This is a genomic window from Pedobacter sp. KH_004 (genome assembly GCF_057840755.1).
Window position 1 is genome coordinate 2878647 of sequence record NZ_CM174519.1, and the last position, 24405, is coordinate 2903051.

The 24405-nt window shown below is 36.9% G+C and carries 23 protein-coding genes; 10 read left to right on the top strand and 13 right to left on the bottom strand.

Annotation, left to right across the window (positions count from 1 at the left end; all coding sequences use genetic code 11):
* The first annotated feature begins 127 nt into the window (after positions 1-127).
* The 4 genes from AC3ITD_RS12475 (at position 128) to AC3ITD_RS12490 (ending at position 4716) form a co-directional block, all read left to right on the top strand.
* Positions 128-1363, top strand: a complete 1236-nt coding sequence (locus AC3ITD_RS12475) for a carboxypeptidase-like regulatory domain-containing protein (RefSeq protein WP_489360138.1) — start codon at positions 128-130, stop codon at positions 1361-1363.
* A 70-nt stretch (positions 1364-1433) separates the two neighbouring features.
* Positions 1434-2684 carry a carboxypeptidase-like regulatory domain-containing protein gene (locus AC3ITD_RS12480; RefSeq protein WP_265800873.1) on the top strand — a complete coding sequence of 417 codons (1251 nt, stop codon included), beginning with the start codon at positions 1434-1436 and terminating at the stop codon, positions 2682-2684.
* A gap of 52 nt (positions 2685-2736) precedes the next feature.
* The gene (locus AC3ITD_RS12485) at positions 2737-3798 is read left to right on the top strand and encodes a PA0069 family radical SAM protein (RefSeq protein WP_489360141.1); all 1062 of its coding nucleotides are present in this window, start codon (positions 2737-2739) and stop codon (positions 3796-3798) included.
* 36 nt (positions 3799-3834) lie between these two features.
* Positions 3835-4716 carry an ATP-grasp domain-containing protein gene (locus tag AC3ITD_RS12490; protein WP_489360143.1) on the top strand — a complete coding sequence of 294 codons (882 nt, stop codon included), beginning with the start codon at positions 3835-3837 and terminating at the stop codon, positions 4714-4716.
* Between the two features lie 243 nt (positions 4717-4959).
* Here AC3ITD_RS12490 and AC3ITD_RS12495 read toward each other — a convergent pair whose 3' ends face one another.
* Positions 4960-5148, bottom strand: a complete 189-nt coding sequence (locus AC3ITD_RS12495; RefSeq protein WP_489360145.1) for a hypothetical protein — start codon at positions 5146-5148, stop codon at positions 4960-4962.
* Positions 5149-5481: 333 nt separating this feature from the next.
* The gene (locus tag AC3ITD_RS12500; RefSeq protein ID WP_463485521.1) at positions 5482-8034 is read right to left on the bottom strand and encodes an ATP-dependent Clp protease ATP-binding subunit; all 2553 of its coding nucleotides are present in this window, start codon (positions 8032-8034) and stop codon (positions 5482-5484) included.
* Positions 8035-8751: 717 nt separating this feature from the next.
* Here AC3ITD_RS12500 and AC3ITD_RS12505 point away from each other — a divergent pair.
* The 3 genes from AC3ITD_RS12505 (at position 8752) to ettA (ending at position 12453) form a co-directional block, all read left to right on the top strand.
* Positions 8752-9069, top strand: a complete 318-nt coding sequence (locus AC3ITD_RS12505) for a hypothetical protein (protein ID WP_265800878.1) — start codon at positions 8752-8754, stop codon at positions 9067-9069.
* A gap of 53 nt (positions 9070-9122) precedes the next feature.
* On the top strand, positions 9123-10646 hold the full coding sequence (locus AC3ITD_RS12510) for a DUF4394 domain-containing protein (protein ID WP_489360148.1): 1524 nt from the start codon (positions 9123-9125) through the stop codon (positions 10644-10646).
* 127 nt (positions 10647-10773) lie between these two features.
* Complete coding sequence (ettA, locus tag AC3ITD_RS12515; RefSeq protein ID WP_489360150.1) at positions 10774-12453, top strand: energy-dependent translational throttle protein EttA; 1680 nt, start codon at positions 10774-10776, stop codon at positions 12451-12453.
* Between the two features lie 46 nt (positions 12454-12499).
* On the opposite strand, the gene AC3ITD_RS12520 is transcribed toward ettA, so the two are convergent.
* The 6 genes from AC3ITD_RS12520 to AC3ITD_RS12545 form a co-directional block, all read right to left on the bottom strand.
* On the bottom strand, positions 12500-12892 hold the full coding sequence (locus tag AC3ITD_RS12520) for a hypothetical protein (protein WP_056849416.1): 393 nt from the start codon (positions 12890-12892) through the stop codon (positions 12500-12502).
* Between the two features lie 18 nt (positions 12893-12910).
* Positions 12911-13258, bottom strand: coding sequence for a hypothetical protein (locus tag AC3ITD_RS12525; RefSeq protein WP_265800884.1), 348 nt, complete (start codon positions 13256-13258; stop codon positions 12911-12913).
* Between the two features lie 175 nt (positions 13259-13433).
* Complete coding sequence (locus AC3ITD_RS12530) at positions 13434-14156, bottom strand: GDSL-type esterase/lipase family protein (protein ID WP_265800885.1); 723 nt, start codon at positions 14154-14156, stop codon at positions 13434-13436.
* Between the two features lie 24 nt (positions 14157-14180).
* Positions 14181-14411 (bottom strand): DUF1456 family protein, encoded by a 231-nt coding sequence (locus tag AC3ITD_RS12535; protein ID WP_047798500.1) that lies wholly within the window; start codon positions 14409-14411, stop codon positions 14181-14183.
* A gap of 86 nt (positions 14412-14497) precedes the next feature.
* Positions 14498-15802, bottom strand: a complete 1305-nt coding sequence (locus AC3ITD_RS12540) for a DEAD/DEAH box helicase (protein WP_489360154.1) — start codon at positions 15800-15802, stop codon at positions 14498-14500.
* Between the two features lie 43 nt (positions 15803-15845).
* Positions 15846-16064, bottom strand: a complete 219-nt coding sequence (locus tag AC3ITD_RS12545; protein WP_489360156.1) for a hypothetical protein — start codon at positions 16062-16064, stop codon at positions 15846-15848.
* 242 nt (positions 16065-16306) lie between these two features.
* Between AC3ITD_RS12545 and AC3ITD_RS12550 the strand changes: the two genes are divergently transcribed.
* From AC3ITD_RS12550 to AC3ITD_RS12560, 3 genes are read left to right on the top strand one after another with little or no spacing between them, the layout of a single operon-like run.
* Positions 16307-16780, top strand: a complete 474-nt coding sequence (locus tag AC3ITD_RS12550) for a ribonuclease H-like YkuK family protein (protein ID WP_056849412.1) — start codon at positions 16307-16309, stop codon at positions 16778-16780.
* A 48-nt stretch (positions 16781-16828) separates the two neighbouring features.
* Positions 16829-17356, top strand: a complete 528-nt coding sequence (locus tag AC3ITD_RS12555; protein WP_265800890.1) for a TlpA family protein disulfide reductase — start codon at positions 16829-16831, stop codon at positions 17354-17356.
* 31 nt (positions 17357-17387) lie between these two features.
* The gene (locus tag AC3ITD_RS12560; RefSeq protein WP_489360159.1) at positions 17388-17855 is read left to right on the top strand and encodes an SRPBCC family protein; all 468 of its coding nucleotides are present in this window, start codon (positions 17388-17390) and stop codon (positions 17853-17855) included.
* A gap of 1 nt (position 17856) precedes the next feature.
* Here AC3ITD_RS12560 and AC3ITD_RS12565 read toward each other — a convergent pair whose 3' ends face one another.
* The 5 genes from AC3ITD_RS12565 to AC3ITD_RS12585 form a co-directional block, all read right to left on the bottom strand.
* Entirely contained in the window at positions 17857-18432 is a 576-nt protein-coding gene (locus AC3ITD_RS12565; protein WP_489360161.1) for a DUF4468 domain-containing protein, read from the bottom strand.
* 82 nt (positions 18433-18514) lie between these two features.
* Positions 18515-19531 (bottom strand): outer membrane beta-barrel protein, encoded by a 1017-nt coding sequence (locus AC3ITD_RS12570; protein ID WP_265800893.1) that lies wholly within the window; start codon positions 19529-19531, stop codon positions 18515-18517.
* A gap of 37 nt (positions 19532-19568) precedes the next feature.
* The gene (locus AC3ITD_RS12575) at positions 19569-20957 is read right to left on the bottom strand and encodes an ammonium transporter (RefSeq protein WP_265800895.1); all 1389 of its coding nucleotides are present in this window, start codon (positions 20955-20957) and stop codon (positions 19569-19571) included.
* 346 nt (positions 20958-21303) lie between these two features.
* Positions 21304-22251: a tRNA modification radical SAM protein MnmL/YtqA gene (mnmL, locus tag AC3ITD_RS12580; protein ID WP_489360164.1), complete on the bottom strand. Its 948-nt coding sequence runs from the start codon at positions 22249-22251 to the stop codon at positions 21304-21306.
* A gap of 434 nt (positions 22252-22685) precedes the next feature.
* A complete protein-coding gene (locus AC3ITD_RS12585) occupies positions 22686-24131 on the bottom strand; it encodes an APC family permease (protein ID WP_489360166.1) in 1446 nt (481 codons plus the stop codon).
* Positions 24132-24405: the final 274 nt, after the last annotated feature.

A 24405-nucleotide genomic window follows, 5' to 3' on the forward strand; every position in this document is an offset into this window, starting at 1 on the left:
ATTCATCTCTCCTTAAATTGCCATATAAAGATTACTTCCAAAACTAGCAGATAAAATTTTAGTGGCTGCATCGCAAAATTCGCATTAATCCAAATTAACTATTAACTTAGTTGATATTTTTGGCATAATGAGATCTTTTATATTCCTGTTCATTTTATTTTTTGCATTTCAGTTCTCTTTCGCTCAGCAAAGCTTTACCCTGTCTGGCTCCATAAAAGATCAGCGTGGAGAAGCTTTACCTGGTACCGGAATTTTTGTGAGCGGCTACAAGATCGCTACGGTTGCTGATAATGATGGGGCATATCAGTTACCACTTCAACCGGGAAACTATGATATTTTATTTCAGTTAATTGGTTATAAAGCCGTAAGTAAAAATGTTATCATATCAGATAAGCCTATTAAGTTGGATGTCCTTCTAGAAGAAAGCATCACCCAATTATCAGAGGTAACGATTAAACCAGATCCAAACCGAACCTACTATATAGGCATGTTTCGTGATTTTTTTATCGGCACAACAGAAAACGCGGCTGATTGTAAACTAATGAATCCGAATGTGTTGCTTATTGATTTCGATAAGGAGTTCAATAGGCTTAGCGTAAAAACAAATGAATTTTTGATTATAGAGAACCAGGCTCTAGGCTATAACATTAAGTATTTAATTAAGCAATTTGAATGGGATAGTAATACAAGGGTGATCTACTACGAAGGCTTTCCATATTACGAAGATTTGAAAGGTTCAGAAAGAAAACAAAAAATTTGGGCAAAGAAACGTTTGGCTGCTTATTTGGGTTCACCGCAGCATTTCTTCAGATCTCTTTACCAAAATAAAGCAACGGAGGAAGGATTCATTATCAACAAAATAATTACTAAAACGAATGCAGACCGACCTTCGGATAGTTTAATCAACGCCAATTTGAAACGTTTAACCAAAATGCAAATGAGCCTAACAGGCAAAATTGTTATTGGTGTTGTTAAAGATGATTCCTTGAGCTATTGGATGAAGAAAAAAAACTTGCATAAAGGAATTTCAATTTTAAATCGGGTCCCGATTTTACAAGACACACTTGTTAAAACCTTTAATGCGAACATCAAGTCCATCAATTTCACCGATAAGCTTTATGTCATTTATACAAAAGATACCGAGAGCCCGCTTTTTACAAATCGCCTTGGGCAATCTATTTCCAGGCCCTTAGATATGCCAAACTATCAGATTTCGACCATTGATTTACAGGTTGCGCCTGTTTATTTTTATGAGAATGGAGGAGTTTACAACCCTCGATCGATGTTGTACTCTGGTTATTGGGCCTGGGAAAAAATTGCTGATAGTGTTCCGATGGATTATATCCCAACGAATAAGCGCTAAACTAATGTTAAAATTGTTAAAATAATTTTCTGAATTCGTAATATTACGGCTTTTGGTTACATTCGCTCTCATGATTAAAAGCCTGTTGGCATCGTTATTTTTCATTTTTATTGGTACATGTGCCATTGCTCAAAATACATTTACCATTAGCGGAATTGTTAGAGATAATAAAGATGGATTGCCTGGCGCAAGTATTTATTTAAGTGGTTATAGAATTGCAACTGTAGCCGATAATGACGGGAAATTTAAACTCCCAAGCTTGAAGCCCGGCAGTTATGATCTGCTTGTTCAGATTGTGGGTTATCTCCCCTACTCCAAAAGCGTCATTATTTCGGATAAATCAGTGGTTGTTGATCTGGTTTTAAAAGAGAATGTAGCACAGTTAGACGAAGTGGTTGTTCGGGCAGATCCAAATCGTCAAAAATATATCAATCAGTTTAAAGAGTTTTTTATTGGCAAATCGCCAAATGCGCTTCAGTGCAAAATACTAAACCCCCAGGTACTTAATGTGGATTTTGACATTACTAAAAGTACTTTAACAGTAACCACAACTGAGTTTCTTATAGTTGAAAACAAGGCGCTCGGCTATCGACTGAAGTATATGCTTGATCATTTTGAGTATAACTCCAGAACGCACATTATTTATTATTCTGGCCATCCATTTTTCGAAGAACTAAAAGCTTCGGCAGCAAAAAAGAACAAATACATCGCAGCTCGTGAAACTGCATATTATGGCTCCTCTCAACATTTTTTCAGATCGCTGTATACAGGAAAAAGTAAGGAAGAAGGTTTCATTATTAACAAAATGGTAAAAATCCCCAACCCAAATCGGTATCCAGACTACGTCATTAATAGTACACTTGAGAAGATAAAAACCCTTCCCGAGAAAACAGGCATAAGAAAAACTGCTGGCAAAATTGATACTGCCTTGCTTAACTTCTGGACAAAGCAACAGGCAACGCCCCGAACCATTGATAAGTTTTCGAGAGGCGATGTTTTGCCCGATACTTTGGTGCATGATTTTAATGAAAACATGAAATACCTTAGTTATACCGATGCACTAATCATTCAGTATACGAAAGAAAAAGAATCGCTGGCTTATTCCAATACCGGTTTTTGGATTTTCAGACCATTAGATGTTCCAGAAAATGAAATATCGGTTGCCAATTTAACAGGCCCCGGTGTACGATTTTATGAGAATGGTGGTATTCATGATTCCAGAGCACTTTTATATGAGGGATTTTGGGCTTACGAAAAGGTCGCAGATATGGTTCCGATGGACTATATACCACTTCAAAAGAAAGAAGCTACTTCAAAATAATTTTAATCAACACTACTATTACTAATTTTTTTAGTAATTTCATCTTCAGATTATGAAGGATGAAAAGAAATATTTTAAAGGACGAGGTGCACAGGTCAATCCTCATAATAAATTTTTAAAAGATGTTTATGTTAAGGAACACGATGAAGGCATTGATGATTGGGAAGAATCCGATCGAAAAACATCCTTTATTTTTGAAAATTCAAAGTCTATTGTCAACAAAGTAGATAGTCCGGATGTTGGAATGGCTTATTCCTTAAATCCATATCAGGGATGTGAACATGGTTGCACCTATTGTTATGCCCGCAATTCACATCAATATTGGGGCTACAGCGCTGGGCTGGAGTTCGAACGGAAGATTATTGTAAAAAAGGATGCTCCCTTACTTTTCAAAAAGTTTCTGGAGAAAAAAGGATGGGATGCTGCTACCATTTCCTTATCAGGAAATACCGATTGCTATCAGCCCGCAGAAAGGAAGTTTAAACTAACCAGGCAATTGCTAGAAATTGCTTTAGAATATAAACAACCTATCGGGATGATTACCAAAAATTCGCTAATTCTTCGTGATCGTGACATTTTGCAAGAAATGGCAAAACTTAATTTATGCATGGTCTATGTATCCATCAACAGCCTGAACGAAGATTTGCGCCAAGTGATGGAGCCTAGAACAACCACTGCAAAACAACGACTAAAAATTGTAGAAGACTTGAGCAAAGCTGGAATCCCAATGGGCGTAATGGTGGCTCCGCTTGTGCCGAGTTTGAGCGACCACGAAATCCCTACAATATTAAAAGCAGTTGCAAATGCTGGGGCCATAAAATCAGGATATACCATAGTACGGCTAAACGGGGCTATTGGCCAAATTTTTGAAGATTGGTTAAGGAAAAATTTCCCAGACCGGTTTGACAAAGTTTGGCACATGATTCAAAGTTGCCATGGCGGAGCGGTAAACGATAGTCGTTTTGGGGATAGAATGCGTGGAGAGGGAAATATAGCAAAGATGATCAGCGATAACTTTAAATTGCATGCCAGACTGAACGGCTTGAATAAAAAGGAAATCATCTTAAACCATTCACTTTTTAAAGTGCCTAACAATCAAACTTCACTCTTTTAATTTGTCTGTTTAAATGACAAAACATACTTTTAAACCATGAATATTGCATTAGTGACTTATTTAGATCAAGGAAAATATGATTCAGATACCGTTGAAAGCGAAGATGATAGACTCTTAGACTTTCTGCAGGCAAAAGGATTAAACATTCAAAAAGTAATATGGAATGATCCAAATACCAACTGGGAAAATTATCAGCTTGCCATTTTAAAATCGCCGTGGGATTATTTTGATTTAATCGAGCAGTTTCATCAGTGGCTCAGCTTGCTCGAAGATAAAAAGGTAAAACTGCTCAATCCAATTGATGTGGTAAGGTGGAATACCCATAAACACTACCTAAAGGAAATTCAGCAAGCTGGCTTAAAGATTACACCAAGCATTTTTCTTGAAAAAGATGAAAATGTTGACTTCAATGTATTTTTCGAAAATTTCGAAACAAAAAAGCTAATTGTAAAACCCTGTGTAAGCGGCGGCGCCAAAAATACCTTTAAAGTTACTCCAACAAATGCAAAAGAAATCAAGGAGAAGTTAGCAGAATTGATCAAAATGGAAGACTTTATTATTCAGCCATTTCTGCCAGAAATTTTAGAAAGCGGAGAATGGTCTTTCGTTTTTTTTAACGGCTTCTACAGTCACGCTCTAATTAAACAAGCCAAAACTGGAGATTTTAGGGTTCAGCCTGGACATGGCGGTTCAGTCCATCCGCAAAAGCCCGATCAAAAATTGATTGAAACTGCAGCCAGATATGTTCGCCAATTTGCAAAGAATTGTCTTTACGCAAGAGTGGATGGTGTTTTCGTAAATGGTGATTTTTTACTTATGGAACTGGAACTAATTGAGCCGTTTCTTTTTTTAAATACCGATCAACAAAATTATGAGCGTTATCATAAAGCGTTAACTGAACTAATAGAAGATTTATAATGGAATAAATATCTTCGAATCAATATTCAAGAAATAGATACGTTTTTAGCTAGTTACATTTTTGCCCCTAAAAACCTGCGTCCAGAAAGTTCCCGACTTGGCCGCTCCCATCTATTTGAAATTTGCATTCATCATGTTCTTGCAATGCCCCTCACTTTTGAGCCAGTCGTTAAACCCTGTAGCTCGGTAGTTTGTCCTGAGGCGATATTTTCTCCAACGGCTTTCCAGTATGACCTGTGGCCGTTATCCGATTGCCAGCGCTAGTTCCATCTTCAGATTCATGCCGCATTTATTGATAGACAGCATGTATTTGCTTTGCGCAATCGCAGTCAGCGTCAAATTAGCATTCCGGCCCACAGGCGCTACAGGAGGCATAACAGTATTTCCACAGTTACATCCTGTTAATTGCGTATCATTTATTAATTTTAACATTAAATCGTTGTTTAAGTTAGTCTGGGCAGTACTCTCCGTTTTCGCTTGAGGTGGCAGACTTTCATCATTAGCAGTATTGAGGTTTTCTTACAGGATGTGGCCAGGCAGATCATTGCTAAACACATCATCGGGACAAATGATTTCGTTAGATAGGATTGATTTCTGAGGGAAAAATACAGCGAAATCAAACAACAAAAAATTTAAATTTTCGATGTTTTATTGCCATTCAACCTATTTAAAGCAATATTTATGCAATTTGTAATCCTACAAATACAGTACGGAAAAAACTTTGTAAAACAAAAAACTCCCAATGAAAATTGGGAGTTTTTTGTTTTATTTACTTGAAGAATCTTCTTCTTTTTTAGGCTCTTCTTTTTTCGCTTCACCTTTTTTGTGATTGACTGAAATCAATTCTGTTTCCTTATCGTAATCGATTTCTAAAACATCGCCTTCAGTTAATTCACCTTTAAGAATCTCTTCTGCAATTGGATCTTCCAAATACTTCTGAATGGCACGTTTTAACGGACGGGCACCAAAGTTACTGTCGAAACCTTTATCTGCAATATAATCCTTCGCGTTTTCAGTTAGCGCAATTTCGTAACCTAAAGTATGTACACGACCGAACAAAGCTTTTAATTCAATATCGATAATTCTGAAAATTTCGTCTTTACCTAGGCTATTGAATACCACTACATCATCAACACGATTTAAAAACTCAGGAGCGAAAGCACGTTTCAATGCACTTTCAATTACACCGCGGCTGTGAGAATCGGCCTGATTGGTTTTTGCAGAGGTAGAAAAACCAACACCCTGACCAAAATCTTTTAACTGACGGGCACCAATGTTTGAGGTCATAATGATGATTGTATTTCTAAAATCAACTTTTCTACCTAAACTATCTGTTAATTGTCCTTCATCTAAAACTTGTAATAAGATATTGAATACATCTGGATGCGCTTTTTCAATCTCATCCAATAAAATTACAGCATAAGGTTTTCTTCTAACTTTTTCAGTTAACTGGCCACCTTCTTCGTAACCTACGTATCCTGGAGGCGCTCCCACTAAACGTGATACGGCAAATTTCTCCATGTATTCACTCATATCAATTTGAATTAGTGAATCATCACTATCAAACATGAAACGAGCTAACTCTTTTGCTAATTCTGTTTTACCAACGCCTGTAGGGCCTAAAAAAATAAATGAACCGATTGGCTTTTTAGGATCTTTCAATCCAGCTCTTGTACGTTGGATGGCTTTTGTTAATTTCTTAATCGCATCATCCTGACCAATAATTTTTTCGGCCACTTTATCGTACATGTTCAATAGCTTCTGGCTATCAGTTTGCCCTACACGTTGTACCGGAATACCAGTCATCATTGCAACCACTTCCGCTACGTTATCTTCCGATACTTCGTAACGTTTAGTTTTGGTCTCAGCTTCCCACTCCGCTTTGGCTTTATCTAATTCTTCAATTAAATTTTTCTCTGTATCGCGAAGTTTAGCAGCTTCTTCATATTTCTGACTGCGAACAACTTTGTTTTTCTCTAACTTGATATCTTCGATTTTAGCCTCGATATCAATAATGTTTTGAGGAACATGAATGTTAGTTAAGTGAACTCTCGAACCTGCTTCATCTAAAGCATCAATCGCCTTATCTGGCAAGAAACGATCAGAAATATAACGAGAAGTTAAAGTTACACAAGCCTGAATCGCTTCATCAGTGTAAGTTACACCATGGTGCTCTTCGTACTTATCTTTAATTCGGGTTAAAATTTCAACAGTTTCATCTGGCGTAGCAGGCTCAACCATCACTTTTTGGAAACGACGATCCAAAGCACCGTCTTTTTCAATGTACTGACGGTATTCGTCTAAAGTGGTTGCACCAATACATTGAATTTCTCCCCTTGCTAAAGCTGGTTTAAACATGTTCGAAGCATCAAGAGAACCCGATGCGCCACCTGCCCCAACAATGGTGTGAATTTCATCAATAAATAAAATTACATCAGTAGATTTTTCAAGCTCGTTCATTACGGCTTTCATACGCTCCTCAAACTGACCGCGGTATTTTGTACCGGCCACCAATGATGCTAAATCCAATGTAACTACACGCTTGCCAAACAGGACACGCGAAACTTTGCGTTGAACAATGCGTAAGGCTAAACCTTCTGCAATTGCCGATTTACCTACTCCAGGCTCTCCAATCAAAATTGGATTGTTCTTTTTTCTACGAGATAAAATCTGCGACACACGCTCGATTTCTTTCTCACGGCCAACAATCGGATCTAAACGACCTTCTTCCGCAGCCTTTGTTAAATCACGACCGAAGTTATCTAAAACCGGAGTTTTTGATTTAATATCCGAAACCTTTTTAGGTGTACTAAAGCTCTCTTCTTCCCGATAATCATCATCGCCACCTGTTGATGCGCTATTTGAAATATCGTCTCTAAAACCATTTTTATTCACTTCAACCTCCTGTTTAAAAACATCATAAGTTACACCATATTGTAGTAGAATTTGCGAGGCGATGTTATCATCATCTCTTAAAACCGACAACAATAAATGTTCAGTGCCAATTAAATCGCTTTTAAATATTTTAGCTTCTAAGTAAGTAATTTTTAAAACTTTTTCTGCCTGTTTAGTTAACGGAATGTTACCCAAGTTAACTGTAACACTCGAAGTACCGCGAACAGCATCTTCAATTGAGCGGCGCAATTTACCGGTATCAACTCCTAACGATCGTAAAATTTTTATGGCCATGCCATCGCCTTCGCGAATCAGGCCTAATAATAAATGCTCGGTTCCAATGTAATCATGCCCTAAACGGAGCGCTTCCTCCCTACTAAAAGAGATTACATCTTTAACCTGTGGTGAAAATTTTGCTTCCATAATACCTTTCTTAACAGCTACGTCCCTAAACTATAAAATATATTATAAAAAGAGTACCTGCTGTTTTCTTTATTTTATCAACAATTGCGCCATCAAGGTGGAGAAACAGGCTTTCGTAACCCTAATCTTCCAGAAATCAACGTAAGAAATTCGTTAAGATAATATTAAATCACTTTATATATATCTACGTAATAAGTGTTTTATAAGTTTTGAGGCAGATTTTTAGTACTCACCTTAATGCCGCTTTCAATATTGTCGGTTTTTTGTAAGGAAATTTACACCAACTCATACTGACAAATTGTAACCTTTTACATCAGCAATTTACAAATTTTGACAGTAAATAAAAAGATATTGACATCGTTTCTCGAATAAACTACAAACTTAATCGTGGCCAAATAAAAAATCTGCTTAATTACTAATGAATTAACCTTTTTATAAATGCTTTTGTTTTCTGAAAAAGGCTGTCCACCGACAACTATTTAGGCAAGCCCCGCTAACACGACAAGTCCGTTTGTGTAGAAAAACACAACCCGGGCTTTTCGTTAATATCGGGTTTAATTAACAAGTATATTACATCTATTAACGCAGATTGCTCAAGCTGCGGAACTAATCTTTTACGGTTTGAAAAGACATCGCATCAGTAGTCAAGAATAATTTATTCCAAAAAAATCTAACCCCAAATAACTAACGTATATGTAACTGATTTTGACAAACAATATGGAAACTCTCTACCAACGGTTTTTTATTATACTTTTTTTGCTGCTTGCTTTTGCCGGCAGAATAGTGGTATATGCAAATCCCGTTACAGAAACAGCCAAAGAAGTCATCAAGAAAAATTCGACTGACGAAACTGATAAGTCAGCTTCAGACAAACAAAACCAACTGGAAGAAAAAGTGAAACTAACAGATCTTGATTTGAACCAGGTTTTAAATTTTGTATTTTCCGATTTAAACACCGCCAATCAGCTTTCATTCTCCCGCAATTTCATTTTAGCTTATTGCCATCTTCAGGTACCTGAACAACCCCCGAAATAGTAGCCTACCTAGCTCCTATTTTTTCAATTAAAATAATTACTAAAACTACAATCATGATGAAATCTAGACATTTCTTCATAATGGCACTTTTTGCCCTTATGACCCCAATTTTATTTTCTGCCTGCAAAAAGGACAGAAAAAACCTGATGGAAACACTTGTTCCGGGCCCGGATTTAAATTTTTACGCATTAACATCCGACAGCAAATTGTTGATGATCAATGCTAAAAACCCTTCTTCTGCAACGTCGACAGTAAACATTTCTGGCTTACAACAAGGCGAAATGCTTTTAGGAATAGATTTCCGCCCTGCTACAGGACAGCTTTATGGCCTAGGCAGCACTAGCCGTTTATATGTGATCGATCAAAAAACAGGTGCAGCAAGATCCATTTCTGCCGCTCCTTTTACTACATTATTATCTGGTACAGCTGTAGGTTTCGATTTCAATCCAACGGTAGATCGTATTCGCGTGGTGACTAATAATGGTCAAAACCTACGTTTAAACCCAGAAACGGGCACAGTAATGATTGTAGATGGCGCCATCAACGGTGTTTCAAATGCAAAAGTTACTTCGGTAGCTTATACACAAAACAAAGCCGGTGCTACAGCAACCGTTCTTTTTGATATTGATGCTGCTACGGATAAACTTTATAAACAAGATCCACCGAATGATGGGAAACTGGTTGAAGTTGGAAGCTTAGGCTTCGATGTTGAAGAAGCTGGCGGTTTCGATATCAATTCTGATGGAACTGCGGCTATTGCAGCATTATCGGTTGCAGGAACTTCATCTCTTTTCACTATTGATACCAATACTGGTAAAGCATCAAAAATTGGAAACCTTCCTGCAAATATTACAGGGTTAGCTATCCCAACTGAGCCAGTTGCTTATGCAGTTTCGAATAATAATGAGTTATTAATTTTCAATCCAATGGCTGCAACACCAACAATTGCGGTTAAAATGATTGCTGGTATTCAAACTGGCGAACAAATTTTAGGGATAGATTTCCGTCCACTAAACGGCCAACTGTATGCTTTAGGCAGCAGCAGCAGAATCTATACCATTAATACATCTTCTGGGGCAGCTACGGCTGTAGGTATTACTCCATTTAGCACTTTGTTGAGTGGCACACAATTCGGCTTCGATTTCAATCCAACTGTCGATCGCATCAGGATTGTAAGTAATGCTGGTCAGAATTTAAGGTTCAATCCATTGGATGGGAGTGTAATTGCAGATGGAACATTAAATCCTGCAACTACAGGAATTACTGGTGCTGCTTACACCAACAACTTTTTTGGCGCAACTACAACAGTTTTATTTGATATCGATTCAATTAGCGATAAGTTGGTAAAACAAGATAATCCAAACGGTGGATTGTTGGTTGACGTGGGTGCTTTAGGTGTTAATGTTGAGGCAAGCAACGGCTTTGATATAGGCGGTACTAGTGGCTTAGCTTACGGCTTATTTACCGTGGGTACAACCCAAAGAGTTTATAGCGTAAACTTAACTACTGGAGCAGCTACTGCTGGTGCAACTATAACTAATGCTTCCAGAGGTTTTGCTTTAGGCTTAGGTTTTTAATCACTACAAATTATTGATGAATGGCTGCAGTATAATTACTGCGGCCATTTTTTTTGGCATACTAATTCTGGCTATCGCTTAGATTTTTGTTTCAAAATAAGCATCTTTGCAGAAATAAAATTCCATTATGTCTGACGAAAAAATAATCTTTTCAATGGCTGGAGTGAGTAAAATCTATCCACCACAAAAACAGGTTTTAAAAAATATTTACTTATCATTTTTCTACGGTGCTAAAATTGGCGTTGTCGGTTTAAACGGTTCTGGTAAATCATCTTTACTAAAAATTATTGCTGGCCTGGATAAATCTATACAAGGCGAAGTGGTATTTTCGCCAGGTTACTCTGTAGGTTATCTTGCGCAGGAACCGATTCTTGATCCTGAGAAAACAGTACGGGAAGTGGTTGAAGAAGGTGTTGCTGAAGTTACTGCTATTTTAAAAGAATACGAAGAAGTAAATGAAGCTTTCGGCTTGGAAGAAAATTATTCTGACACCGATAAGATGGATAAATTAATGGCTCGCCAAGGCGAACTACAAGATAAAATCGATGCTTTAGGTGCCTGGGAAATTGATTCGAGATTAGAAAGAGCAATGGATGCTTTGCGCTGCCCTGATCCGGAAACTAAAATTGGCGTACTTTCAGGTGGTGAACGCCGCCGCGTGGCCATGTGCCGCTTGTTGCTTCAAAAACCTGATGTTCTATTATTGGATGAGCCAACCAACCACTTGGATGCAGAAAGTATTGATTGGTTAGAGCAATTCCTACAAAACTACGAAGGAACCGTTATCGCCGTAACCCACGATAGGTATTTCTTAGATAATGTAGCCGGATGGATTTTGGAGTTGGATCGCGGTGAAGGTATTCCTTGGAAAGGCAATTATTCATCATGGCTAGATCAGAAAGCTAAACGTTTGGCACAAGAGGATAAAACAGAAAGTAAACGTCAAAAAGCTTTGGAGCGTGAGTTGGAATGGGTACGTATGGCACCAAAAGCACGTCATGCAAAATCTAAAGCCCGCTTGGCAAATTATGACAAGCTGGCATCAGAGGATGGAAAAGAAAGAGAAGATAAACTAGAGCTTTTCATTCCTGCGGGCCCTCGCTTGGGGAACGTGGTAATCGAAGCAACGAACGTAACTAAAGCTTATGGCGATAAAGTTTTGTTTGATAACTTAAACTTTTCGTTGCCACCGGCTGGTATTGTCGGCATTATCGGTCCAAATGGTGCAGGTAAAACAACTTTATTCCGCTTAATTACCGGTCAGGAAGAACCAGATAATGGGACCTTCCGTGTGGGTGAAACTGTTGAGCTGGGTTATGTAGATCAAATGCACAATGATTTGGATGCAGATAAAACCGTTTACGAAAACATTACCGATGGTTTGGATAACATTCAATTGGGAACCAAAGCCGTTAACGGTCGAGCTTATGTTTCAAAATTCAATTTCAACGGGGGCGATCAACAGAAAAAAGTAGGCATTTTATCGGGTGGAGAACGTAATCGAGTTCACTTGGCCATTACTTTAAAGAAGGGGGCAAACGTACTTTTGCTTGATGAGCCGACAAATGATATCGATGTGAATACTTTACGGGCACTAGAAGAAGCTTTAGAAAACTTTGGTGGTTGTGCCGTGGTTATTAGTCACGATAGGTGGTTTTTAGATCGGATTTGTACGCACATTTTAGCTTTTGAAGGCAATTCTGAAGTTTATTTCTTCGAAGGAAATTATTCTGATTACGAGGAAAACCGAAAGAAACGTTTAGGAGATGTAGCTCCGAAACGAATTAGATATAAAAAACTAAACTAGTAACAAGAAGTCCCGAGTAAAATCGGGACTTCTTGTTTTTATCAATTTAATGTGAACTTGTAATAAAGGGAACATTCGGTTGTTGACTTTCTTTAGCTTTTCTCTTTCCTCTAAAAAAGAAATAAAGATTAAGAAACAGCATAACTCCCAGATAAATAGAAAATCCACCGATTTTAGAGCTTAAAGCTTCAACTAAGTCCTGATAGCTATTAGAGTAGATGGTTATTTTCATGATTAAAAGTGCAAAACCAACATTCAATAAATAAAATCCTGTTTCGAAAAGTTTATTTGTTGCATTTGCAATCTCCTCTCTTCCTTTAAAAATATCGAGCATGTAAATCTTACTATTTTTAAATAATGTTTTTGAAACATAAAAAGTTAAGAAAAGTGCTACTGGTAAATAGACAGCATAACCGATTAAAATTTTGGTAGTTTCCATGACTAAATTTTTAGATTGTTATTTAATTAATTTATGAATGGTATTGGTAAGCAAAAAAATATTCGAATAATGTAATATTGAAAGTATGCAGATGATTGTGGCCACTTTGCTAGCCAAAACTTCTGCGAGTTGCAGAGGGTTGTTAATGGTTTCCCAGCTTATGAGCGTCATAGCGCAATAGCCGATATTAACCAAATAGTAAGAAACCAAAAGTGATTTGTTAATTTGTTGGCACAATTCCAAATGATCAGGAATCAGTGCAGCGACAAAAATATTACCGTATCGATAGCAAATTTTTCCCACTATAACGATGATAAAAACAATTACTGAAATGAAGATGCCGTAACCTAATAAATTGTAATTCATTTTACCAGCTTTTAATGATTATCAACCCCATGCTATCCAATCAAAATTCAGTAGCAATAAATCCACATACTTTCATTTTGATGAAGTAAATATAAATACTATTTCCTGTATTTTCAAATATTATTGAAAGTTTAAATAAAAAAATAAACCCATGACGGTTAGCCATGGGTTTATTTTATTTTCTTCTTCTTAAGATTTTATCTATTGCTTGTTCTGTTACGGTTTCCATCACCTTGTAACCAGCGAAATTCGGATGTACTCCATCTTCAGTATATTCGGCTTTTTGTCCATTTCTTTCGTCTACCAATGGTGTCCAATAATCCAAAATAGTAAAATGATTGGCTTTTGCATAGGCAACAATTTCATCATTAAGCGAAATAATCTGATCTGCCACACCTTTTAAATTTTTATTCCAAGGGTACTCGTAAATGGGCAAATATTTGCAGAGAATAACCTTAATATGATTTTTCTTCGCCAATTCAGCCATTGATTTGATGTTGTTTAAAACCGTTTCATTGCTTACGTGTCCCTTGTTTCCAGCCAAATCATTGCTACCTGCTAAAATAATAACTGCCTTCGGTTTCAGGTTAATAACATCCTGCCTAAACCTAATCAATAATTGGGGAGAGATTTGTCCGCTTATTCCTCTATCTATATAGGGGTTGCGCTTAAAATATTCGGGATCTTTCTGTTTCCAGAATTCGAATATTGAACTACCTAAAAACACCACTCTTTTCTCGCCTTTTGCTGTCGGGGCCAACAATTCGTTTTCTCGCTTATATTTGGAAAGCGCCGCCCAATCGTCGGAAAAATCCTCCTTTTTATTTGGATCGGATTGTTGGGCAAATAAGGTTACAGAGCTTAAGGCAAATAGGAATATTAATATCTTAATTTTCATTAACATGGGATGTTGTTAATCGATTTACTTTTTCTCTTCTCTAGGGCCTCTTTTATAGATTACCAAACCATTTAAGAAATTACGCAAAATCTGATCTCCACAGGGCTTGAAATTTTCATGGTCTTCATTTCTAAAAATATCGCCCAATTCAGCTTTTGTAACTTTAAATCCAACTAAATCGCAAATGGTAATAATATCTTCCGTTTTTAATGACAGTGCGACTCTCAATTTTTTTAAAATATCGTTATTGCTCATGTTTTGTTTTTAATTATTGAATGAGTGAATGATTGAATTATACACCTAACTTTATTGCCCAATTCTATTTAACCTTCAACCTTCAGCTAACTCGCTATCTCCAGTTTTAATTTCTTTCCTTTAATTTTCTCGCCAGCCAATGTGCGCAGCAATAGATCAGCTTTCGCTCGCTTTACAGCTACATAGCTTGTGGTATCTTTCACTTCTATTAATCCCAATTCCTCTTTGGCAAGTCCACCTTTTTGCAAGAATAAACCTACTATATCTATTTTATTAATTTTATCTTTTTTTCCGTGTGCCAAATACAATGTTACCCAATCACTGGCTTCCGGAATAGCATAATTGTCTTTAAGCTCTTCCTCTTCTATATTTTCTGGAAGATACTTATAATTTTCTTCAGGGGTAATTACAGCATAGGCAGTTCCCTTTGCATGCATCCTGGCTGTACGTCCATTTCGATGAATATAGGCATCTTCAGTATAGGGCAGCTGATAGTGAACGATGTGTTCAATTTCAGGGATATCGAGCCCACGGGCGGCCAAATCAGTTGTAATTAAAATTTTGTGACTGCCGTTTCTGAATTTCAATAGTGCTTTCTCCCTATCAATCTGCTCCATTCCGCCATGAAAAACATCATGTCCTAAACCATGCTCAAACAAAATATCACTAATTCGATCTACCGTTTCACGGTGATTACAGAACACCAGCGTATTTTTGTTCCCTATCTTACTTAATAACCTAAATACGATTTCCAATTTATCTGCTGCTGGTGCCGTTACCTTTTTCAATATTAAATCTGGCTTGGCTTTTAAGTTTGTAGAAAAATCAATATCCACAGGATTCTTCAATTTAACAAAAGCAGGAATCTCTTCCATTTTTGTAGCCGAAGTAAGAATTCGTTGCTTCAAAGATAAAAGCTTACCGATGATGTAAGACATATCCGATTCGAAACCAAACTCCAAAGATTTATCAAACTCATCCAGAATTAAATTTTCGACGAAAGATTCATCAAAATTCTGGTGTTCTAAATGATAAGCAATCCGACCTGGCGTACCGATTAATACAGCCGGTGGATGAGTCAGGTTATTCTTTTCTACTCGAACGGCATGTCCTCCATAGCAACAATTAACCTTAAATGGACTTCCCATTTGTTTAAAAACCTGCTCAATTTGCAAAGCAAGTTCTCTTGAAGGCACCAAAATCATGGCTTGAACGCCTTTAACTTCGGGTTTTAATTTTTGCAGCAAGGGCAATAGAAATGCCAAGGTCTTGCCAGATCCGGTTGGCGCAATCAGCAATACATCGTTGCCAGATTTTACTGCCTTTAAAGCAGCCTCCTGCATCTCATTAAGCTTGGCAATATTTAATCTTTTTAAGGCGTCCTCTATCATTTCGCCAAAGATAAGCATTTCGATTGGCCCTGATAAAATTCAATTAGAACTTAAACAGCCTTGATTTAAGTTTTCTAATAGCAGAAAAGCTGAAACGTTTTTCCAATAACATTAACATGCTACCACGTTTGGCCATTGATGAATTAACTTTTTCTGTTACAAGATCAACAGATGATTTTAATCTATCATTTAAATCATCCGCAAATTTATTGGCTCTGCTGTTTTGCAAAAGCTGAAGTTCTTGAATTAATTCTGCTCTCATAATCATTGGTTTTTAATATGACATGTAACAAATAAAACGTTCGTTAAGTTGTAATTAATATGAATCAATTGATATTAATCACAATTAAAACACTTAACTTGTTGAAAACTAAGTTTTTGTTAACAAATAAATAACCTAGCTTAACATCAATTTAATTTCTAGCTCCTATTTTTATATAAACCAAAGTACCATTTGTGCCAAAGGGATTCCTTTGAAATTAACCTTAAAAAACAACTTAGTGTATGACCTGGAAAAAATTTAGTGGAGAAATCATCCAATCTTCTATCCTTGAAGAAGTAGAGCAAGCCATTATCCGAGAAACAGAAAATGGCTACAAACTGAAAGTCTGTATCGGAACCGATTCGCAAGTTAAGGGACTAACAACCGATTTTGCAACGGTTATCGTACTGCTAAGAGAGCATCATGGAGGCTTCATGTACATCCATCAGGAAAAAAGCACTCAACAAGTGGGTATAAAAGAAAGAATGTTGATGGAGGTTCAAAAATCAATCGAAACCGCTTATTCTATTTGCGATTTGCTGGATATATATGATGTTGCTCTGGAAGTTCATGCAGATATTAACACCAATCCTTCTTTCAAATCGAACAAGGCACTAAACGATGCCATGGGATATATTTTAAGTATGGGCTTTATTTTCAAAGCCAAACCTGAAGCATTTGCCAGCTCCACCTGCGCAGATAAAATGGTACACTAGTTTTGCAAAGAAAATTTATAAGAGTATCTTTAACATAAATCATTTTGTATGAAGAAGATATTCCTTTTATTATCTCTGGCTTTTTCGATTAACACATTTGCGCAGACAAGCGATGAAGGCTCGTACACAAAAGTTGGCGATACAGCGCCTACTTTTACATTCGAAATCGAAAAAGGCAAAATTGTAGATTTAGCCGATTTTAAGGGTAAATTAATTTTAATTAACCTTTTTGCCACCTGGTGCCCACCCTGCAATACCGAGTTGCCACTGGTGCAAAAACAAATTTGGGATAAGCATAAAAACGACAAAAACTTTCAATTTTTTGTATTTGGAAGAGAGGAAGGATGGGACAAATTGATACCCTATAAAACGAAACGAGGTTTCACATTTCCTATTCTTCCTGATGTAGACAGAAGTATTTTCAGCAAATTCGCAAAACAATCTATCCCTCGAAACATTTTGATTGATCAAAATGGGAAGATCATTTATCAATCTATTGGCTACGAAGAAAAAGAATTTCAGAGCCTGGTAAAATTGATCGACGATAAATTAAATGCTGCAGCTAACACAAAATAACGCTGAATGTGTTTATGTATAAAAATCTGATTTGAAATTACATAGGACAGAATTCACTCAAAAACTTCCCATTACCATAGAAAAAGCCTGGGATTTTTTCTCTTCGCCGTTAAATCTGGCAGAAATTACTCCAGCTGATATGACTTTCGATGTTACTTCGCCTAATATGGAGAACACAAAGATGTATCCAGGTTTGATTATCACTTACAAGGTATCGCCGCTTTTGGGAATAAAGCTCGACTGGGTTACGGAGATTACCCACGTAAAAGACCAGGAATATTTTATAGACGAGCAGCGCTTTGGGCCATTTGCCTTCTGGCATCATCAGCACCATTTTAAACCAATAGATAGCGGTGTTTTAATGCATGATATTTTGCATTACAGCGTAGGTTGGGGGCCCATCGGTAATGTAGCAAATGCAGTTGTGGTGAAGAACAAAATCAAGGGTATATTTGATTTTCGTTACCAAAAGGCAGAAGCACTTTTTGGTAAACCATAACCTACCACTTCTTGGTAGAGATGGTTTTTTCTTTTGCAGGTACTGGTGCTTTTTTATCTGTAGCCAAATACTTTTTAAACGCCTCACTTAATTTTGCAACTTTTGCATAGGCTCCGGCTTGAACATCTCTCCAAGACCCTGCGTTTAATTTATCCGCTTGCTTTTCGAGTGGCGTAGCAACGTTTGTTTTGGCTACGAAATTACCATAGCGATCTCTTTGATAAGGAATGTAGGTAAAATCAGTTAACCAATAGCGATACTTCCCTTCCTTAACCTGGAAAGAAAAATTATAATTTAGTTCGCCGCTAGGATGACCAACAACTAAAACAGTTTTATCGATTATTAATTTTCCTATAGCTAAAATAGAAGTATCTGTGCGCTGTGTTATTTTTAATGAATTTTTGTTAGCAGAAAAAAAATCTGTTGCCCGATCTATCAACACTGCCTTATCAAGGTTTTGAGAATCAACAACTTTATAATAAATAAACTTACCATTTTCATCTTTAGGAAATTGCTTTTCCTGAGCCGAGAGCTCAATTGTTAAAAGTAAGAGAAAAATTGCGAGTGTATATTTCATATTAATGGTGTTAATCGGAACCTAAGGTAAAAAAAAGCCGCCAGTTTAGATGGACTGGCGGCTTGGTAAATATTGATTGCCTTTAGAAAGCGTAAACAGCTGCTAATGAAAACTGCCCGGCATTTGGAGCAGCCATTCCATTTTCCTTTGCAAATGGTTTAGTTCCGCTATGATCTAATCTAACCTCGGGAATGAAAGTTAAGCCTCCAGATTTTATGTTGGCTGTTAGCGTAACTGAAGTATACTTGTCACCTTCAATACCACTTACATTTTTGTATTTAAAATACTCACCTCTTAAACCCAATGCAACTGCATCTGTAAATGCATATTGAGGATATAGTGCTGCACCAGCATAGCCGCCAGCATCATCATTGATATCATAGTTGGCTGCGTTTAAACCCAACTTGAACTTATCTGTAATTTGATAAGCAGTAGTTAAATCAGCAATTGTGCCATAACCACCACCACCAGCACCAGATAATACGTTCAAATATGCAGTCCAGCCCTCAACAGGCGAAACCATTAACTGACCACCAATACTTGATACGCCACGAGTTGCCGTATAAACATTCCAATCGTTGAATAAACCAGCCATTAAACTTACTTTATCAGAGAATTTATAGGTTGCTTTAATTCCCGCATTTTGGAAAGGGCCATTGGTGAATAAGTACGAAGTAGAATAGTTAAAATTTCCTACCGGAGATATTACTTCATAACCAATAAATGTTCCCATGTAACCTGCCGTCATAGAAAACTGATCTGTAAAATCGTAGTTTACGTATAAGTTTTGGATATGGAAAGATGATCCATCATCAGAAGCATCTAAAATTGATTGGGTTTGGCCTCTTGGTCCGAATGAAAGTTCACCTACGAATGATGCTTTTCCGGTTTTTTTCTTCAAAACCAAATCAATCATCCCTAATGATACTGAATTATGATCTGATGCAAATGAAGTTCCGATATTGGTTTGTTTAGCAAAATCGTACTTAAAATAGGTATCAACCGAGCCCGAAATTTCGAGTGGAGATGTTGGCGTTTCTTGAGCGAGGGCGCAGCTAGCGCTAGCCATTGCGAAAATAGCAGTTAAAAATTTCTTCATGTTTGAGCTTTATTTGGGTTTAGATATTAATAGAAGGTTAGGCTATTGGTTCTGTTAAAGGGCTATTTTTTTCAATGTAGATAGCTCTCTCTTCCACTAACAATGTACCTTGAGAATACTTTTCATTATGTTGCGATTCATCAAGTCCCATTTCTTCTTCCTCTTCTGATACACGAATTGGTTGGATTAAGTTGATAAATTTAAAGATGATGAAAGACACCACAAAACTGAAGATGATTACGATTACAGCACCTTTAATCTGAGTAAAGAAAAACTCAGTACCGCCATACAATAAACCATCAGCACCAATGCTGTTTACCGTTTTTGTTGCGAAAACACCTGTTAAAATCATCCCAACAATACCACCAACACCGTGGCAAGGAAATACATCCAAAGTATCATCTAAGCTTGTTTTTTGTTTCCATGAAACAACCAGGTTAGAGATTACTGACGCGATAACACCAATAAAGATACTTGAAGGAATACTTACAAAACCAGCACCTGGAGTAATGGCTACTAAACCAACTACTGCGCCAATACAGAAACCTAGAACGGATGGTTTTTTGCCTCTCGCTACATCAAAGAACATCCATGATAAACCTGCCGCACCTGCCGCAGTATTTGTGGTTAAGAAAGCTGAAACTGCTAAAGAGTTTGCTCCTAAAGCCGAACCTGCGTTAAAGCCGAACCAACCGAACCAAAGTAAACCTGTACCAATTAATACGTAAGGAATATTTGCAGGCGGAACTTCTTTATGCTCTAAGTGAGATTTTCTACGTTTTAATACCAATGCCCCCGCTAAAGCTGCCATACCAGCTGAAATGTGAACAACTGTACCACCAGCAAAATCGAGAACACCCATTTTTAATAAGAATCCTTCTGGCGACCATGTCCAGTGTGCCAATGGCGAGTAAACGAAAATGGCAAACAATACAATAAACAAAATGTAAGAAGTAAATTTGATACGTTCAGCTACAGCACCAACAACCAAACCTGGAGTGATGATGGCGAACATAAGTTGGAACACAGCGAAAAGCGATAAAGGAATAGTACCCCAAGCTGGTCCAGAGTTTACACCTTGAAAGAACAAATAAGTTGAAGGATTTCCAATAAATCCACCTATTGATTCTCCAAACGCTAGACTGAAACCTACAACTGTCCAAAGAACAGTAATAACCCCCGCAGCAACTACACTTTTAATCATAGTTGATAGTACATTTTTACGGTGAACCATACCACCATAGAAAAATGCAAGACCAGGAGTCATTAAAAACACCAAAGCTGCCGAAATTAAAACGAAGGCAATATCAGGTGCACTGTATTTTCCATCGTCAAAATTTGGAAGTAAAGGAATAAATAGTGCCGCAATTGCCACAATCATTAAGACTGCGAAGGGCGCATACTGTTTGAGGGAAAATTTACTCATGTTTTTTAGTTTAATTTGTTTGTTTTAATAAATCTCTTAATAATTCAATAATTATTTCTATAAAAATACGACATATTGTAATTTTTACATCATTTAATTAAATAATTATAACAAAAACAACAAATTTTTATAAAACACAGCAAAAAACAACGCTAAAAATGAAACGATAACAAAAAACGATACCTTTTATAGGCGCATTTTAACAAAAACAAAATCGGATATTTTGAAAGAATAACAAGTTTTTATCAATTTTTTGAAGAATATTATCACATTAAAGCCGTAAAAACAAAAAAAATCCTACGATAATTCGCAGGATTTAATAAAAAAGCTAATAAAAGGTAAATAATTAACCTAAATAAAGAGAACCCTGAACAACCTCTCTTTTTTCTAGCGCTTTATCTATATATGTTTGAATTGCCGATTTATTTAACCCCCAATTTGGCGCAATTAGCAAATCCCAATCGGAAATTCCAAATAAACGCTGAATTACAATATCTGGCCGTAGCATCGGAATAAGTTCGCAGAGCAAATTTGTATATTCTTCTAGGGTAAAAAGCTTAAAGGGTTCTTTTTTATATTTTGCACCCATTATAGAACCCTCCACAATATGAAGGTGGTGAAATTTAACAAACTTAATTTGAGGGAAACGATTGATTTCATGAATATAGCCATGCATCATTTCCTTAGTTTCCCAGGGGAAACCAAAGATGGTGTGCACACAAAGCTCAAGTTTACTATTTTCCAGGAGCTTAACTGCGGCTACAAATTCTCCATGACTGCAGCCTCTGTTAATCTGTTCTAAAGTTTCATCATAAATGGATTCCATTCCCATTTCCAAATCAACGTCGAAACGATCGGCGTAACTTTCCAGCAAAGCCACTTTTTCTGCGTCAATACAATCGGGACGAGTGCCTACCGAAAAACCAACAATATCTTCTGTATTTACTGAAAGTGCTTCATCATACATCATCTTTAAATAATGTGTTGGCGCATAGGTATTGGTGTTCGGCTGGAAGTAAACGATAAACTTATCGGCTTTGTAACTGGTTCTAGCACGCTTAATTCCCTCCTCCAATTGCTCCCTAATGGTAGGCATCTTGCGTGACGGCTCGGGCGTAAAAGAATCTACATTGCAATAAGTACAGCCACCAAAACCTTTACTACCATCTCTGTTAGGGCAGGTAAAACCACCATCTACGATTACTTTAAATACACGCTGGCCGTTATATTTTTCACGTAGATGTGTGCCATAATTTTTATATCCTTTTATACCTAAATCAACCTGTGTTCCCATCGTCGCAAAAATACACAAATAGATTTATAGTATAAGTTTTTAGCTTTTAAGTTTACATATCGATCATAAATATTAAAAATCAAAACAGTATTCCATTTGAATGGGGGATTTCCCGTCTGGCTACCGTGGCAAGCAATCATTAAAAGTAAAATGGATTTTTATGCCGTCTGGTTCACGGATTTAGTTTCATGCAATTGTTGAAATTGATTAAACCCGACTGTTGCGGAAATCCTTTTTATAAACCTTATAGGTTTCGGCGTAGCCGTTTGAAAACCTATAAGGTTTAAATAAAAAGATTGGAGTGAAGGCGGGACCTCGGAAACCGATGGACACAGAAACCTGCTTTCGAATAAAAAAATAGCTTACAGACATTATTCTACAAAAAGGAGCAAATAAATCTGCTCCCTTACAATGTTAACTTTTTAATATCAACTTTAAACTGAACCTTCTTTTGTTCTATTGATAAAGAAATATACCGGAACACCAAGTAAAACAATGATAAGCCCAGGCCAGGTATATTGTTGTTTATATATCAAAAGCAAGATGCAAAATGCAGCACCAATTAATAAGTAAACAATTGGCGTTATTGGATATAACCAAGTTTTATATGGCCTTTCTAAATGGGGTTGCTTCAATCTTAAATATATAACGCCAAAAACGGTGATCATATAAAATAGCACGATAACAAAAGAAATCATATCTAATAAGTTGCCGTATTGGCCGCTCAAACATAAAACCGAGGCCCATATTCCTTGCATCCAAAGTGATTTTTCAGGCACTCCGTTTTTATTGTTTTCAAGAGCAGCTTTAAAAAACATTCCGTCTTGTGCCATGGTTTGAAAAACCCTTGCTCCTGCCAGCACGATACCATTTACACAGCCGAATGTAGAAACCATTACCAGAACAGCCATTACAATTGTTCCGATCCCACTTCCGAAAATTTGTTCGGATGCAGCAACAGCAACCCGATCATTAGCAGCAAATGCAATACTATCTCTACCTAAGGTATTCAGATAAATAAAGTTAACCAATAGATAAAGAATCATTACTGCCGAAGTGCCCAAAACCATTGATCGGACTACATTTTTCTTTGGATTTTCAATTTCTCCCGAAACGAAGGTTACGTTTTCCCATGCTACACTTGAAAATACAGAGCCCACCATTGCAGCGGCGATGCCACCCATAATAGTCATTCCGGAAATAGATTCCCAGCCCGATTTGGTCAAATTGCCAGCCGAATCTGTTTTAAGATTATTAAAAGCATCCCAACCGAAGCTCATGTTTTCAGCCCAGAAGTTGCTCTTCACCAACAGAAAGCCTAAGATAATTAAGCCGATTAAAGCCACTATTTTAGATCCTGTAAAGATGTTTTGCAATATTTTGCCGCTTTCTACACCTTTTGTATTGATATAAGTAAGCAATAAAATCACACCAATGGCTAAAATCTGTATCCAGGTAATTTTATATCCACCACTTTGAAAAATCGGAGCGGCATCATTTAAAGCGGGTATTAAATAGGCGGTAAATTTTCCGAAGGCTACCGCAACAGCTGCAATGGTACCCGTTTGGATTACTGTAAAAAGTCCCCAGCCGTAAAGGAAGCCCATCATTTTACCAAAAATTTCTTTGAGATAAGTGTATTGACCTCCTGCTTTTGGAAACATTGCCGATAACTCCCCATAACTAATTGCAGCAGCAACCGTCATTACCCCGGTAATTACCCAAACCACAATTAACCAATAGCCAGAGCCGAGGTTTCTCATGATATCGGCACTGACAATGAAGATTCCGCTACCAATCATTGATCCCATTACCAACATCGCAGCATCAAAAAGACCTAATTTCCTTTTCGTAGATCCCTTTTCCTGAAGATTTTCCATTTTAAATTTTTAGTTTGGTTTTTAGTTGTAGTTAGCGGCTAATTTATTTATAAAAATACATAAAGCAACTTCTTGCTTTGTATTATTTTGATGAAGATGAAATGCCTGAATGACATTTAGCATTAAGAATGTGTTGAAAATTCCGCACTTCAGTCATTCCTTCATTCTCTATTATTTTATTTAACCACAAGGAAATAAAATTATTATATTGCTAACTAATAACCAAAATGCTAAAATCAATGTTCTTTACTGATGAGGGTAATTTTATGAACTT

Excerpts from the sequence above, each read along its gene's own strand:
- AC3ITD_RS12475 (WP_489360138.1), top strand. The coding sequence starts at position 128 with ATGAGATCTTTTATATTCCTGTTCATTTTATTTTTTGCATTTCAGTTC.
- AC3ITD_RS12480 (WP_265800873.1), top strand. The coding sequence starts at position 1,434 with ATGATTAAAAGCCTGTTGGCATCGTTATTTTTCATTTTTATTGGTACA.
- AC3ITD_RS12485 (WP_489360141.1), top strand. The coding sequence starts at position 2,737 with ATGAAGGATGAAAAGAAATATTTTAAAGGACGAGGTGCACAGGTCAAT.
- AC3ITD_RS12490 (WP_489360143.1), top strand. The coding sequence starts at position 3,835 with ATGAATATTGCATTAGTGACTTATTTAGATCAAGGAAAATATGATTCA.
- AC3ITD_RS12495 (WP_489360145.1), bottom strand. The coding sequence starts at position 5,148 with ATGTTAAAATTAATAAATGATACGCAATTAACAGGATGTAACTGTGGA.
- AC3ITD_RS12500 (WP_463485521.1), bottom strand. The coding sequence starts at position 8,034 with ATGGAAGCAAAATTTTCACCACAGGTTAAAGATGTAATCTCTTTTAGT.
- AC3ITD_RS12505 (WP_265800878.1), top strand. The coding sequence starts at position 8,752 with ATGGAAACTCTCTACCAACGGTTTTTTATTATACTTTTTTTGCTGCTT.
- AC3ITD_RS12510 (WP_489360148.1), top strand. The coding sequence starts at position 9,123 with ATGATGAAATCTAGACATTTCTTCATAATGGCACTTTTTGCCCTTATG.
- ettA (WP_489360150.1), top strand. The coding sequence starts at position 10,774 with ATGTCTGACGAAAAAATAATCTTTTCAATGGCTGGAGTGAGTAAAATC.
- AC3ITD_RS12520 (WP_056849416.1), bottom strand. The coding sequence starts at position 12,892 with ATGGAAACTACCAAAATTTTAATCGGTTATGCTGTCTATTTACCAGTA.
- AC3ITD_RS12525 (WP_265800884.1), bottom strand. The coding sequence starts at position 13,258 with ATGAATTACAATTTATTAGGTTACGGCATCTTCATTTCAGTAATTGTT.
- AC3ITD_RS12530 (WP_265800885.1), bottom strand. The coding sequence starts at position 14,156 with ATGAAAATTAAGATATTAATATTCCTATTTGCCTTAAGCTCTGTAACC.
- AC3ITD_RS12535 (WP_047798500.1), bottom strand. The coding sequence starts at position 14,411 with ATGAGCAATAACGATATTTTAAAAAAATTGAGAGTCGCACTGTCATTA.
- AC3ITD_RS12540 (WP_489360154.1), bottom strand. The coding sequence starts at position 15,802 with ATGATAGAGGACGCCTTAAAAAGATTAAATATTGCCAAGCTTAATGAG.
- AC3ITD_RS12545 (WP_489360156.1), bottom strand. The coding sequence starts at position 16,064 with ATGAGAGCAGAATTAATTCAAGAACTTCAGCTTTTGCAAAACAGCAGA.
- AC3ITD_RS12550 (WP_056849412.1), top strand. The coding sequence starts at position 16,307 with ATGACCTGGAAAAAATTTAGTGGAGAAATCATCCAATCTTCTATCCTT.
- AC3ITD_RS12555 (WP_265800890.1), top strand. The coding sequence starts at position 16,829 with ATGAAGAAGATATTCCTTTTATTATCTCTGGCTTTTTCGATTAACACA.
- AC3ITD_RS12565 (WP_489360161.1), bottom strand. The coding sequence starts at position 18,432 with ATGAAATATACACTCGCAATTTTTCTCTTACTTTTAACAATTGAGCTC.
- AC3ITD_RS12570 (WP_265800893.1), bottom strand. The coding sequence starts at position 19,531 with ATGAAGAAATTTTTAACTGCTATTTTCGCAATGGCTAGCGCTAGCTGC.
- AC3ITD_RS12575 (WP_265800895.1), bottom strand. The coding sequence starts at position 20,957 with ATGAGTAAATTTTCCCTCAAACAGTATGCGCCCTTCGCAGTCTTAATG.
- mnmL (WP_489360164.1), bottom strand. The coding sequence starts at position 22,251 with ATGGGAACACAGGTTGATTTAGGTATAAAAGGATATAAAAATTATGGC.
- AC3ITD_RS12585 (WP_489360166.1), bottom strand. The coding sequence starts at position 24,131 with ATGGAAAATCTTCAGGAAAAGGGATCTACGAAAAGGAAATTAGGTCTT.